General features: G+C 40.6%; 13 protein-coding genes. 2 read left to right on the plus strand and 11 right to left on the minus strand.

What is annotated here, in order from left to right:
• Positions 1–11 precede the first annotated feature (11 nt).
• Positions 12–911, minus strand: coding sequence for an AEC family transporter (locus tag GN217_RS02075; RefSeq protein ID WP_156854780.1), 900 nt, complete (start codon positions 909–911; stop codon positions 12–14).
• A 164-nt stretch (positions 912–1075) separates the two neighbouring features.
• Here GN217_RS02075 and GN217_RS02080 point away from each other — a divergent pair, with 164 nt between their 5' ends.
• Positions 1076–1927 (plus strand): CvfB family protein, encoded by an 852-nt coding sequence (locus GN217_RS02080; RefSeq protein ID WP_156854781.1) that lies wholly within the window; start codon positions 1076–1078, stop codon positions 1925–1927.
• Between the two features lie 67 nt (positions 1928–1994).
• On the opposite strand, the gene GN217_RS02085 is transcribed toward GN217_RS02080, so the two are convergent.
• A complete protein-coding gene (locus GN217_RS02085; RefSeq protein ID WP_156854782.1) occupies positions 1995–2276 on the minus strand; it encodes a hypothetical protein in 282 nt (93 codons plus the stop codon).
• Positions 2277–2453: 177 nt separating this feature from the next.
• On the opposite strand from GN217_RS02085, the gene GN217_RS02090 reads away from it, so the two are divergent.
• Positions 2454–3239 carry an HAD family hydrolase gene (locus tag GN217_RS02090; RefSeq protein ID WP_156854783.1) on the plus strand — a complete coding sequence of 262 codons (786 nt, stop codon included), beginning with the start codon at positions 2454–2456 and terminating at the stop codon, positions 3237–3239.
• A gap of 68 nt (positions 3240–3307) precedes the next feature.
• On the opposite strand, the gene opp4A is transcribed toward GN217_RS02090, so the two are convergent.
• From opp4A to leuB, 9 genes are all read right to left on the minus strand, one after another.
• Positions 3308–5221 (minus strand): oligopeptide ABC transporter substrate-binding protein, encoded by a 1914-nt coding sequence (gene opp4A, locus GN217_RS02095; RefSeq protein ID WP_156854784.1) that lies wholly within the window; start codon positions 5219–5221, stop codon positions 3308–3310.
• 133 nt (positions 5222–5354) lie between these two features.
• The gene (locus tag GN217_RS02100; protein ID WP_156854786.1) at positions 5355–6254 is read right to left on the minus strand and encodes an ABC transporter permease; all 900 of its coding nucleotides are present in this window, start codon (positions 6252–6254) and stop codon (positions 5355–5357) included.
• Positions 6255–6283: 29 nt separating this feature from the next.
• Positions 6284–7246, minus strand: coding sequence for an oligopeptide ABC transporter permease (opp4B, locus tag GN217_RS02105; protein WP_156854788.1), 963 nt, complete (start codon positions 7244–7246; stop codon positions 6284–6286).
• A 6-nt stretch (positions 7247–7252) separates the two neighbouring features.
• Positions 7253–8185 (minus strand): ABC transporter ATP-binding protein, encoded by a 933-nt coding sequence (locus tag GN217_RS02110; protein WP_156854790.1) that lies wholly within the window; start codon positions 8183–8185, stop codon positions 7253–7255.
• Positions 8172–9182 (minus strand): ABC transporter ATP-binding protein, encoded by a 1011-nt coding sequence (locus GN217_RS02115; protein ID WP_156854792.1) that lies wholly within the window; start codon positions 9180–9182, stop codon positions 8172–8174. Before GN217_RS02115 ends, GN217_RS02110 begins: the two co-directional genes overlap by 14 nt.
• Positions 9183–9997: 815 nt before the next feature.
• Positions 9998–11032 (minus strand): threonine ammonia-lyase, encoded by a 1035-nt coding sequence (ilvA, locus tag GN217_RS02120; RefSeq protein WP_255454333.1) that lies wholly within the window; start codon positions 11030–11032, stop codon positions 9998–10000.
• A 246-nt stretch (positions 11033–11278) separates the two neighbouring features.
• Complete coding sequence (gene leuD / locus GN217_RS02125; RefSeq protein WP_156854794.1) at positions 11279–11866, minus strand: 3-isopropylmalate dehydratase small subunit; 588 nt, start codon at positions 11864–11866, stop codon at positions 11279–11281.
• 16 nt (positions 11867–11882) lie between these two features.
• Positions 11883–13289: a 3-isopropylmalate dehydratase large subunit gene (gene leuC / locus GN217_RS02130; RefSeq protein WP_156854796.1), complete on the minus strand. Its 1407-nt coding sequence runs from the start codon at positions 13287–13289 to the stop codon at positions 11883–11885.
• Between the two features lie 308 nt (positions 13290–13597).
• Positions 13598–14704, minus strand: coding sequence for a 3-isopropylmalate dehydrogenase (gene leuB, locus GN217_RS02135; protein ID WP_156854798.1), 1107 nt, complete (start codon positions 14702–14704; stop codon positions 13598–13600).
• Between the last annotated feature and the right edge of the window lie 42 nt (positions 14705–14746).

The raw sequence follows: 14746 nt of genomic DNA on the forward strand, positions 1-14746 counted from the left end.
TGCACCTGTTTTTACAATTGCAATAAATTCAATACGACGGAAATAGAGATGACACTGACGACCGTCGCTATAAAGGTCATACTTGAAACGAGTTCTGGTTCACTATCGAACTCAATTGCATACATCGTCGTCGTTGCTGCAGTTGGCATTGCAGAAATAATGATTAACACTACCCCGACAAGTGGATCGATATGAAACAGTTTCACGAACAGATAAGCAATAACTGGTGCCCCGACCATTTTCAGCGTTACACTGGAAGCAATCACTTGCCAATTCATACGTAAAGAGGTCATAGATCCGAGCTGCATACCAAGCACAACCATCATCACTGGGATTGAAGCCTCCCCGACCATCGAGAGCATGGAATGGATCGATTCCGAGATTGGTACCTTCAGATATTGAAAGGCAACACCAAGTATTGCTGCATATGTAGTCGGCATTTTCATCACATTAAGAAATGCCGTCTTCACTCCGTCCCTTCCCCGGGAAGCATAATAGATCCCGAAGAAGTTATTCATCAACCCTTGAATAACCATAATGAATACGGCATATGGAAGGGCAACCGTTCCGACACTAAAGAGAACAACCGGCAACCCGTAGTTCCCCGAATTCATAAATCCTGTCGCAAGGATTGCTGCACTTTCCGTTTTATCTGGCCATTTGAATATTTTACCTAAAATTTTATTTAAAATAACCATGATTCCAAATAAAACGAGCATATAAATAATAATTACTAAATAACCACTGTCAAAATCCGTATCATACAATGTAATAAAAACAAGCGCCGGTGACAAAATATAAATCGTCACTGCCGAAACAGAACGCACACTCATCGGGCGTAATCGCTGCAGGATAAAGCCTGATAAAAAGACTAGCATAATTGGGATAATAACTTGAATAAATAAAGCCAAAACTCATCGCTCCAGTATTTTTTAGTCACCTCCGTCTATTTTACCACAGTATAGGATAGGATGAATCTCTTCTGCTTTTTTCTGTACTATGATACGATGAGAAAAACAGCTAAAATAGATGTTCAAAAAGGATGAACAAAAGCTTAAAGAAAGAAGTGTGAAAGATGCATCTTCCATTAGGTAATCATATAACGATGACCGTACTCAGGAAAATCGAAACCGGCTATGTACTTGTAAAGGATGATAGTGAAGCCCTTCTTCATCACAATGAGACAGATAGAGAATTAGAAGAAAACGAAGAAGTTGAAGTATTTCTTTATCGTGATAAAAAGGGGAACATTGCAGCAACAACTTCACTGCCAACCGTAACGACCATTAATTATGGCTGGGCAGAAGTTGTCGAGGTCGTCCCAAGGCTTGGCGTCTTTATCAATATCGGAATCGCTAAAGAGATACTCATTTCAAGTGATGACCTCCCTAAATTTCGCTCGGTTTGGCCAAAGACAGGAGACAAGCTTTTTGTCCGTCTTGACTTAGATTATAAAAATCGTCTCATTGGCCTTCTCGCTACAGGAAATGTTATAGCTGAATATTATGAAGCAGCACCAGAACATTTATTAAATAAAACGGTATCCGGGAGAGTTTATTACTCGAGTAGAGAAGGTTCCGAAGTCTTCACAGAAGATAATTATCGTGGGTTTATCCATCACACGGAACGTAAAACAGAACCACGATTAGGAGAACTCGTAACTGGTCGGGTCATCGATGTAAAAGAAGATGGCACGATAAACATCTCCCTTCGTCCAGTAAAGAAAGAGAGCATCCCACTTGATGCAGAAGATATTTTAGTGCATCTTGAAGCAAGCGGTGGCGTTATTCCATTCAACGATAAGAGTGATCCTGAAGAAATCCGCGCAACATTCAATATAAGCAAGGCTGCTTTTAAACGCGCACTAGGGAAATTAATGAAAGAAGGAAAGATTGAACAACGCGACGGGAAAACATTTTTACTTTAAAATAAAAAACATAAAACATTTCTTCGATGAAATGTTTTATGTTTTTTGCTTTTACATTGTTAACTTTTTATGCTTCAACGTTCTGATATGCATCAAGGATCGATGTAATCATGAAGCTGACTGCTGCTGCGAATAAGGATGCAATTCCCCAGCCTCCAAATCCTGCACCAAGCAGATCAACTTTTGGAGCTACGGAAGCAATTGCTAATAGTAGCAAACCTACGATAACAAAGAAGAAACTTAAATAATAGCAGGCCTGTGAACTTTTGTTTGCTCGCAGAATAACAGCGTTAACGACAAGGGTTACTACTGTAAGAATAATTCCTGCTAAAATAACTGTTTGTACCATGCTTTCACCCCATATATTGATATAGTTCTTATTATAGACTATATCCAAAGAGAATTAAAGTCAATTCATTAGAATGACGAAATTTCATATGAAATATTATCCTTTCGTTAAGATGCATGGAAATGAAACTAAATATGGTATAATAAGATAGGAATATAGGTAATAAAGGAGAATAACATGAGATATAAAGCAGTATTTCTAGATATTGACGGCACTATATTAATGCCGGACCATACCTACTCTTCCTCTACCGTAGAAGCAATCAAGCAGTTGCAAGCGCAAAATATACATACATTCATTGCAACTGGGCGCCCTCTGCATGAAATCAAGGGACTGACGGAAGAGCTGAATATTACGAACCTAATTGGCTATAACGGGGCATATGGGATTGTTCAAGGGAAAGAAATTGTAAACGAACCATTCACACCAGAAACAGTAGAGCGTTTCAGAAAAACAGCTGAAGAGAAAAAGAATGAAATGGTCCTCTATGCGAATGGCGAGAACTATTTCACGGCCATCGATGACCCCTTCGCACAAGGATTTATTAAAACTTTTGAAATGAAAATAAATGTGGAGCTAGTGGCCCCTAAATATGACAACATTTTAGGAATGACATTGATGAAACTTAAAGAGTCAGAAGTCAATACATATCAATCGGATAAAAACATTCACCTCTCTCAAGTGAACGTTCCTGGTATGCAGCATGCTTACGATGTCATTCGTACAAATGTAAATAAAGGAAAAGCAATTAAGCAAGTTCTTGATCATTTGGGAATCGATAAAGAAGAAACAATTGCTTTTGGAGACGGAATGAATGATAAAGAAATGTTTTCAACCGTTGGAACTAGCTTTGCAATGGGGAATGCCGACCCTGAGCTCTTCCAATACGCAACACACCGGACGACTACGGTGAGCGACTCAGGAATATTTAACGGCTTAAAGCAGTTAGGTCTTGTTGGGTAATTTAAAAAAAGTTCCGAGTATCAGATTGATACTCGGAACTTTTTTATTATTGCTGGCAGTTCCTGTTATTAAGGCAATATAGGATCTTCCTGAGTTACAGCAATTTCATGTCGTATAAATGGATTAATATGTGGCTCAATGTTGTAGTTCACCACACGGTTATTAACAGGGACTAGCTCCGCACGGTAATTCGTCGGGAATACTGGAATCTCTTCCACCATCAATTCTTGCCATTCGCTGTAAACTTCAAAACGATAATCATCATCAAGCGCCTCAGCAGAGACCCCTTCTTCTAACAGACGCGTGTTCTCGTCACTTTCATAACGAGGGAAGTTAAATAATTCTTCCGGTCCATATAGACCAGTCGGGTCAACGTCAGAACCTACTCCCCAGGCTCCTTGATAGATGTCGATTTCAGGATCATCTTCACCGCTTTGCCCTACACGGTCATAGAATGCGTTGAACTCTTGTAAGCGCCCATCAAGTAATTCCACTTTAATTCCAATATCATTCCAAGCTTGGATGTAATAGTTAGCGATTGGCTCAGCTACGTCACTACCTTCCATGGAAGCAAAGTTGAGTACTAACTCTTCCCCGTCCGGAGTTTCACGTATGCCATCACCATCTACATCTTCGTAGCCAGCTTCATCTAAAATACGATTCGCTTCATCTGGATCATAAGTTGGCGCTTCAATTGATGGATCATGGAACAGACCATGTGATGGTGGAATAAGTGTTGTTGCATTCCAACGTAATCCATTATAGAAACGTTCGCCAATAGCTTCATTATCCACTGCATACCACATTGCACGACGTAATTCTACATCTGCCACTTTTGAATCCGGATCCATCTGGACACGTTTGTTTTCCGCATCCCATGAACCTAATTTAAATCCAATATACGTGTAGGATAGATCGGTTTGACCTAAGAATTCCACGTTTGTTAACTGATCATGCACGTCAATATATTGGTCTGCTGGGAATTTATCAACTAAGTCGATTTCTCCAGTTTCGAGTGCTTCAGCAATCGTTTGTGGACTAACTACTTTTAATGTCACACCATCAAGTTTCGGTGCACCTCGCCAGTAGTCCTCATTCGCTGTATAAGTTACAGACTCTCCAGGAACAACAGACTCGACTTTAAACGGTCCGATTCCGATTGGATTCACACGAACTGCATCTGATTCAGACATTTCTGCCACTGGAATTTCTTCAAAAATATGCTTCGGTAAAGCATATTCCCAAATACCGCCAGCCAGCAAGGAAGGTGTTGCGTGTGTAAATGTGATTTCTAATGTCTTATCATCAATAATATTCAGCCCTTCAATTGTACCTGCTTCAGCTGCATACTTTGTTTCCGCTTCCTCTTCTGCCTCACGATATTCTCTCGCACCGACTACGTTCGTAATGTTACCGAAACGAACTCCGTCATAGTCTGGGTGACCAATTACTTCAAAGGCATATACCCAGTCTTCTGCCGTTAGAGGCTCACCGTCATGCCAGTAAACATCATCACGGATTGTGAATGTGAATACATCACCTTCATCGTTTGTTTCAAACGTGGCAACACCGTCGTTTGTATAGTAGAAATTCTCATCCATTGTGAGTAACGGCTCATCAAACCATTTAAGAACCTCTGCATCATCTTCTCCTGAATAGAAGTTAAAGTTAAGCGTTCCTTCAAATACGGATGACGCTACTAAACCAAAGTTCAGCGTACCACCTTCGATAGCTTCCCCTTCATTTGTTTTTTCTGTAGCGAAATCATCGATAGAGAAAACGTCGTCTCCGCCTTCAGCAGAATCGTCACCTTCATCTTCTGTGCCTTCTTCATCATCCGTTTCCTCTCCGGTAGTATCTGTATCAGAACCGGTACCTGTATCGCCCGATTCATCATCAGAATCTCCGCTACAAGCCGCCAGTACTAAGAGTAATAGTAACATCATAGCTACTAGCCATTTACTAAAGCTTGCCTTCTTCATCCTTTTAACCTCCCCTTTAATTCTTTTATTTTTTTGCTGTCCATCCCATTGGCGCGGACAGCTTATACTAAACACCAATACAAGGATTGATATTGATGTAAGTAATGGAATAAATAAAGATTTTTTTTAAAAGCTATCCTCTTCTCTGCCTTGAATCAGCTGCTCGTCTTAATGCTTCGCCAACGTTTCTTACCGCTAGCATGAGCAGCAGAATCAAGATGGCTGCAGGGATCCAAATCCACCATCTTGATTCAAGCGTTTGCGGATTCGTTGCATAACTTAATAGTGTACCTAAACTTGGCGTACTTTCGGGTAAACCAAATCCTAAGAAGGACAATCCGGATTCAATCCCAATATTCGCAGCCAAATTAAGCGTCATCGTTACGACGATAAGTGAAGTGATATTCGGCATCACTTCTTTGAATATGATTTTAAAATGCGATGAACCGAGAGTTCTCGATGCCTGTACATAATCAAGTTCTTTTTCCTGCAAAGCTTTTGACCGGATCAATCTGGCGATTCCCATCCATAAAAATATTGTCATAATTAACGAGAACGTGAGCGTATTATACTTTGGAACAAGTGAAACAAACACAATAACGATCATCAGGAAAGGAAGGACATTGAAAAAATCCAAAATACGCATCATCACGTTATCGACATGTCCGCCAAAATAACCGGAAACGAGACCAAAGACAATTCCGATTATTCCACTCATTAACGTCACTAGAAAACCAATCGTCAGGGAATTTCGAGTTCCGATAATAAGTTGCCCAAACACATCACGCCCCCCGTAATCCGTTCCTAATATAAACTCATCATTGGGCGGTTGGTGGATCGCGAACAAATCTACTTTAACAATATCATCTTGATCCAGGACAATTGAAATTCCATATACTAAGGCTGTGACTAATACTAAAAATATTAATGAAATTAATGCTAGTTTATCCCTAAATATCTCGCGCCAGAGTATCCGGAGTGCAGTAGGGTTCTCCGCCTTCGCTGCCTCCATCTGAACATTTTTTATTTCCATTTTATATTCACCTCAGAGTTGTTCGACTTCTATTTTATGCGAATACGCGGGTCAACAATGCTTAAAATAATATCCGATAGCAGAGCACCTAAGATCTGTGCAATACCAAATAATAAGACGAGTGCAGTTACTACACTGTAATCACGCATATTAATAGACTCTAAAAACAGTAGGCCCATACCAGGATAACTGAATATACGTTCAATAAATACTGTTCCAACAATAAGAGTCGTAATCTCCCAACCGATAAATGCTGCAATCGGCAGTAATGAGTTTCTAAAAATATGCCTATTATAGACCCGGGATTCAGAAGCCCCTTTCGCTCTTGCGGTAATAATAAAATCTTTCTGCTTCGTATCAACGATTTCGCTTCTTAAATATTGGACCGTTGATACCGTTTGGATTAATGCCATGGAAAGCGCTGGTAACATCACGTGTTTTAATTTACTTACCCAGTACTCGAATGTGCCCGGAACCATGCCAGGTGCAACACTTCCACTTGTCGGAAACCATCCTAATTGATAACCAAAAACAAATAACATAATAAGCCCGAATATAAATAATGGTGTAGCAAAACCAACGTACGTATAGCCTGTTATCGCTTGGTCCAGTAACGTATCATTATAACGCCCACTGGTAATTCCTAAAGGTATTGCTAAGAGATATGTAAATATTAATGTAACAATTCCAAGTAGTAGCGTATTTTGCATTCGTTGGGAAATAAGTTCGGACACATCCATTTTAAAACGGAAGGATTTCCCTAAATCCCCTTGTACTACACCACTAATCCAATTTGCATATTTAATATGCCATGGATCGTTTAGCCCCATTCTTTCACGCTGCTCTTGAATGGTTGATTGATCCACGTTCGGATCTAGCATTCCAGTTAATGCATCACCAGGCATAAACTGCGCCATTAAGAAGATTAATATACTTAGTAATACAATTTGCGGGAATGTGATTAATAGTCTTCTAACGATAAATTTCCACATATCGAATCAACCTCTCTCCGGTAATGCGACTCTATGGGTTTCAGAGATATTCTGTAAGTTATACGCTAACCCTTCCGCATCGAAGTAGTCATCGAATGAGTCTTCATACTCTTTCTTCACTTCTTGGCGAAATGCATATTGTGCATCCCTGTTACGCGGATTAATATCCGGAATTGCCGCAATGAGCCGCTTTGTGTAAATATGCTGCGGATTTTCAAATATATCTTCACGTGTACCTTGTTCAACGTAGCGTCCCCTATACATGATTGCGATTTCATCACACATATGCTCAACGACACCTAAGTCATGGCTAATAAATAAATACGTTAAATCAAGTTCTTTTTGAATATCCTGCATAAAGTTCAACACCTGTGCTTGTACGGATACATCAAGTGCAGAAACCGGTTCATCTGCAATAATCAGCTTCGGTTTTAAAGCGATTGCCCGTGCAACTCCGATTCGCTGTCTTTGTCCACCAGAGAATTGGTGTGGGAATTTCCATATACTTTCCGGGTTCAACCCTACTAATTCTAATAATTCATATACTCGTTGCTTTTCTTCATTTTTTGTTAATTTTTCATAGTTTCGTAGTGGTTCTGCAATAATATCGCGTACTCTTTTACGCGGATTCAATGATGAATACGGATCTTGGAAAATCATCTGAATATCTTTTCTCATATCTTTTGTTTTACTTTCTCGTGAGGTGATATCTTCTCCTTCGAAAAGGATTTTGCCGGCTGTGATGTTCTCTAATCCAACAATTGCTCTTCCAGTCGTCGATTTACCTGAACCAGATTCACCTACAAGCCCATATGTTTTACCTTGCTCGATCGAGAAGGAGACATCATCAACGGCTTTGATATGCCCGATTGTACGATTGAATATTCCACCTTTAATCGGGAAATGTACTTTTAATCCGCTAACATCAAGTATCGCCATGTGTGATTTCCTCCTTACCTTTTTCTGGGAAGTAGAAATAACTGTGACAAGTGCAGCGGACGAAATGCCCTGGTGTCACTTCATGTAATAACGGGTTTTCTTCATGAACAGATTCATCAATCCATGGAATCCGTGCGGCAAAGCGACAACCTGTTCGAGGTAAGTGTTGTAAGCCTGGTACAATTCCTTGAATGACGTGAAGCCTATCTTGCCCTTCAGTTGGTACCGAATTAAGTAATGATCTTGTATATGGGTGTAAAGGGTTTTCAAATAATGTATGTACATCAGCGATTTCCACAATTTGACCTGCATACATGACAGCAACACGGTCTGCCATTTCTGCAACAACACCGAGGTCATGGGTAATTAAGATAATTCCTGCGTCCATTTCATCCCGCAATTCCCGAATCAAATCAAGTATTTGCGCTTGAATGGTCACATCGAGCGCTGTTGTCGGCTCGTCAGCTATAAGTAATTGCGGTTTGTTCGCAATCGCAATAGCGATGATGACACGCTGCCTCATTCCCCCCGAAAGTTCATGTGGATATTGCTGGTAGACGTATTCCGGTCCTGTAATGCCTACTAAATCCAATAATTCAATCACGCGATCATAGCGTTCTTGTTTTGACATTTTCGGTCGATGGAGAATGAGCGTTTCATCGATTTGTGCACCAATTTCCATTAATGGATTAAGTGCAGTTAACGGGTCTTGGAATATCATGGAAAGTTTATCCCCGCGAAGCTTATTCAAATCACTCGTTGACGCTTTTGCCAAATCAATTCCTTCAAGTTGTATTTTTCCTTCAATCTTTGCACGATTATGTAATCTCATTATGGAAAATGCCAGTGCACTCTTTCCCGAACCGGATTCACCAACAACTCCTAAAACTTCATTTCTATTAACGGTTAATGACACATCATCCACTGCAGCATAGTACGCATCACCGATTTGGAATGAAGTGGTTAGATTTTCTATTTCCAGTAGTTTTCTGCTCAAATTTATCCCCTCTTACGTAGCAAATTTCTAATGAATAGATGTCCTTCTAAGGGCTTTTCAATCACACGTAATATCGTAAAGTTCAGACAATTTTGATTTAGTTGTATATTATTTTATCATTTTTAACAATTTTTGCAACTATTTTTCATTCCTTCTGAATCATCATTCAGCTGATACAAGAAAAAGAGTTCATTTTTGGCTTTTGTTACATAATATTAGCACCTCTGTAACTTTCGTAATAGTAGTGAAAAATTATAGTAATGTGATTATAATGGAATTATTTGAAAAAAGCAATATTATAAAATCAATTTAATTCCAGTATTTTTCCAAAACTCAGCAACAAAAGATAAAAAGCCTTGCTAGGATAACCTTTCTTATCACTCCGCCTAAATATGGAATAGTTTATTTCTTTACTAAAAACGTTGGAAATTGCTCTTTGAGACTAGATAACGAATGTTCTTTTCAATTGTTTCTTTCCTTTTTATGTATTTCATTTCCCACCGAAATGCATCTGTAATAACCATTTCCTATTATAGTAATGGTACAGTTAAGCCTTCATTCAGCCTAAATAAAAATAAATCCGAACAATTATCTCGATCATTGGAAAATGACACTTCGAATTGTTCGGATTTGCGTATTTTTATCACGTATTAACGGTCTGTAGTACCCCCATCTCTAAATAAGAGGGTAAACCAAAATGCTAAGGTGGGGGTTATACAGTCCGTAAATACCCGATTCTGTTCAACTAACATTCAGTGGAGGAAGGAAAGAAACCCCCACTGAATGAAGTTTCACTTTATATTTTTCACTTCATGTTAATAAGCCATTTGTTCCTTTTCCTTTACCTCAACGGGAAAAAAACCTTCTGCCAGATCTTGTATTTCGGCCATTCGTTTAATATCGAAGTTTCCGCCACTTACAATGACACCAGTGTGCCTGCTCGGAATCTCTTTATGATAAGCGAATAATCCAGCTAATGCAGTCGCTCCCGCACCTTCCGTAAGGGTTTTATTCCGTTCCAGCATAAATAAAATACTTGCAGCAATCTGTTCATCGGTAACTGTAACAATATCATCAACATAATCTCTAATGATCGGAAATGTTGATTTCCCAGGTTCTTTTACAGCAATTCCGTCTGCAAGCGTGTTTACCTCGGTCGAATGCCGCATCTCTTTCGAATGGTAGCTCTGATACATTGCATCTGCCCCGCTTGCTTGGACACCGATTACTTGGATATTACGGTTGATGTGTTTACAGGCAACTGCAATTCCAGCAATGAGACCGCCGCCGCCAATTGGTACAAAGACAGTGTCAATCCGGTCTTCTTGCCGCAGCAGCTCCATAGCAATCGTTCCTTGTCCTGTCATCACATCATAGTCATCAAAGGGATGGACATATACACTTCCGCTTTCCTTTTCATATTCCATCGATGCTTGATAAGCCTCTTGGAAACTTTCACCAGTAAGTACAACATCTGCTCCGTAATTTCTTGTTGCATGTACTTTAGCAAGCGGGGTTCCTTCAGGCATGAAAATCTTTGCATTGGCGCCGAGCTTTCTTGCTGCATAGGCAACTCCCTGTGCATGATTACCAGCTGAAGCGGTTATTACACCTCTTTGCAATTCTTCTTTCGTCAGTTGCATGAGCTTGAATGTTGCCCCGCGAAACTTAAAGGCACCTGTCTTTTGCTGATTCTCCATCTTGCAATACACTTTTCTGCCAACCATATCATCAATTGTATGGGAGGTAAGCAATGGTGTTCGATGCACGATCGGTGCCAACCGCTTCCATGCTTGATAAATTTTCTCACCAGTTAATAAATCTCCTACTAAATCCCCAAAGAAAGCCACACTCCTTATTATCAGTTTCCTTCTATATACATTTACAATCTTCCATATCTTCCTTTATCACGTATTAACGGTCTGTAATATCCCCATCTCTAAACATGAGGGAAACCCAGTATATGAAGCGGGGATTTACAGTCCGTAAATACCTGATTCTGTTCAACTAACATTCAGTGGGAAGGTAAGGAAACCCCCACTGAATGAAGTTTCACTTTACGTTACTACTCTATTTTTTCCAATTCTATCTCTTGATTAAGCTTGGGCACCATTTTCAAACTCTGAAATCTTTTCTTCCATTAATAAAGTTAGAGCTATGTCATCCCAGCCATTGATTAGCTTTTCTTTATGATAGGCTGGAATTTCAAATCCAACAACTATACCGGCTTCATCTGTAATCGTCTGATTTAGCAAATCCACACTCAACTTCAATTCGCCATCTTCCGACTGATTCTGCCACTCTTTTATTTGCGCTTCATCCAGCTTGATAAGGATAATTCCATTCTTCAGCGCATTATTGTAGAATATATCAGCAAAGCTCGGAGCGATGATCACTTTGAAACCATAATCTTCAAGCGCCCATGGTGCATGTTCTCTTGAAGAACCACAACCGAAATTCTCTCCGGCAAGTAAGATAGATGCTCCTTCATATTTCGGATCATTCATACTAAAATCTTCTCTTAAGCTTCCATCTTCGTTAAAACGCCAATTATAAAAGAGGAATTGACCAAAGCCTGTTCGTTCAATCCGCTTTAAAAATTGCTTTGGGATTATTTGATCGGTGTCAATATTGGCGCGGTTTAGTGGGTAAACCAATCCTTCATGCTGTTCAATTGCTTCCATTATAATATCTCCCTTCCTATTGCGCTACACCTGCAAAATGACGGACATCGACAAAACGACCTTCAATAGCAGCTGCTGCAGCCATCTCCGGACTAACAAGGTGCGTTCGTGCGCCGTTCCCCTGTCTTCCTTCAAAGTTACGGTTAGAAGTGGATGCACAACGGCCACCGACCGGGACGATATCATCGTTCATTCCTAGACACATACTACAACCGGAGTCACGCCATTCAAAACCTGCCTCTTTGAATATTTTATCAATGCCTTCTTTTTCAGCTTGAAGCTTAACGCTGAAGGATCCTGGAACAACAATTGCTTTAATCGTGTCTTTTACTTGTTTCCCTTCTACAATCGCCGCCGCTTTCTTCAAATCGCTAAGGCGCGAGTTCGTACAAGAACCAATAAAGACATGATCGATTTCAATGGAGGTAATCGGCTGATTTTCTTCAAGTCCCATATATTCTAGCGCACGTTCTACCTCGTACGGGTTATCCGATTCCGCAACACGTGGGGTTGCACCACTAACTGGAACCCCCATTCCTGGGTTTGTTCCCCAAGTGACCTGTGGTTCAACTTCTGCTGCATTGATTGTAACCGTATGGTCGTAAACTGCTCCTTCGTCGGTTGCTAAGGCAAGCCATTCCTCACTTACTCTATCAAACTCTTCATCTTTCGGAACATACTCTCTGCCTCTTAAGAATTCAACAGTTGTCTCATCCGGACTGATTAAACCAGCTCTCGCACCACCTTCAATTGACATATTACAAATCGTCATCCGTTCTTCCATAGATAGTTTACGTATTGCCTCACCAGTATATTCCATTACATAACCTGTACCGAAGCGGACACCAAATTTTGCGATAATCGCTAAAATAAGGTCCTTTGCTGTAACACCTGGCCCGAGATCGCCTTCAACTTTTACATTCAATGTTTTCGGGCGGTCTTGCCAGATTGTTTGTGTTGCAAGAACATGCTCCACTTCACTTGTACCAATTCCGAAAGCAAGTGCTCCAAAGGCACCGTGCGTAGATGTATGACTGTCCCCGCAGACAATTGTTTTACCTGGCTGCGTTAGACCAAGTTGTGGACCGATGACATGCACAATTCCCTGATCCGGGTGAAACATATCCGCAAGCTTGATTCCGAAATCCTCGCAATTCTTGCGTAGTGTTTCCATTTGCTTACGGGAGATTTCATCTTTCACGACATCCCTATTTTTTGTTGGTACGTTATGGTCCATCGTCGCGTAGGTTAAATCCGGTCTACGGACCTTGCGATTTGCAAGGCGCAGACCTTCAAAAGCTTGAGGAGATGTTACCTCGTGCACTAAATGCTGGTCAATATATAAAAGATCAGGCTTCCCTTCTTCTCGATGAACGACATGCTGTTCCCAAACTTTTTCAATAATTGTTTTCGGCTTTCCCATCTTCCTCACCTCTTACGTTTTCTCTTATAGGGGGATATTCAAAAAGTCCGGTAAAAAGGACACTCCGAGAAAGAGAAGGTTCTACTAAAACCGTCCACGTCCTGTGGACAATGTAGAACTCACCACACACGCGAGAAGCTCGTTTGCTCGCGTTTCCGCTCCTCATGTACTTAAAACGTACATTCCGGTGCCGGGAACTTTCGCCGCCTCGAACTTCGACGCACAGGACGTGCTAGTGCCGGCGTTGCAAAGACGATCGCGAACTTAGCCGACCTCGGTCCTTTTTATCCTCCCTTTTGAATACACTCTTACACATACATATAACAAATATCGTCTGAAATACTTCGTGCAGATAGACTGCCTATTACAACATCCGTCATTTCCTTCGTCGAAACTAAAGTTCCATCTTTCAAGTCCAGATCTGCTGTATGATAGCCTTGCTCTAAAGCTTCATTCACTGCTTGTTCCATTGCATTTGCTTCCACTTCGAGTCCGAATGAATCTCTTAGCATAAAGCTTGCAGACAAAATCATCCCTAATGGATTAGCAATTCCTTTACCAGCAATATCAGGTGCAGAACCATGGATTGGTTCATATAACCCTAATCCATCTTCCCTGACACTCGCTGATGGCAACATACCTAATGAACCAGTAATGACAGATGCTTCATCGCTTAAGATATCACCAAATAAATTTTCCGTCACAATCGTGTCAAAGGAGGCTGGGTTTGTAATTAACTTCATGGCTGCAGCATCGACAAGTACATGCTCTACCGTCACTTCCGGATAATTTTTTGCCTTTTCTTCTACAATTTCTCGCCACATTCTACTGGATTCAAGCACATTGGCTTTATCAACAGATGTCAGATGCTTTCTGCGGGACATTGCTGTTTCGAAGCCTTTTTCAATAATCCGCTCCATTTCGTAGCGTTCATAGCTTAGAGTATCTACTACAGAATTCCCGTTATTCCGGCGTTCACTTGGTTTTCCGAAATATAATCCCCCGGTCAATTCACGGATAATGACAATATCACTTGCTGCCACAATCTCCTCTTTTAATGGTGAGGCATGAATTAACGCAGGGATTAATTTAATCGGGCGTAAGTTTGCAAATAAACCCAAGCTCTTACGGATTTTGAGCAGCCCCTGTTCAGGTCGCTGATACACCGGATGGTTTTCCCATTTTGGGCCACCTACCGCACCGAGTAATATTGCATCGCCTTCTTCAGCAGCTTTCAATGTCTCTTCCGGGAGGGGCTCACCATAGGCGTCAACTGCATTTCCACCAATAGCATGTTCATGAAATATAAAGTCATGATTGAACTCTTCAGCAATGACTTGTAATACTTCTTTCGCACTCTCCATAATTTCTGGACCGATACCGTCACCTGGAAGCAAAGTAATTTGTTTTTTCATGATTGGTTCCCCTTCCTGTAGTTTACATACTCTTTTTTCTTA

Source organism: Oceanobacillus sp. AG, from assembly GCF_009746545.1.
Lineage (GTDB): Bacteria > Bacillota > Bacilli > Bacillales > Amphibacillaceae > Oceanobacillus > Oceanobacillus indicireducens.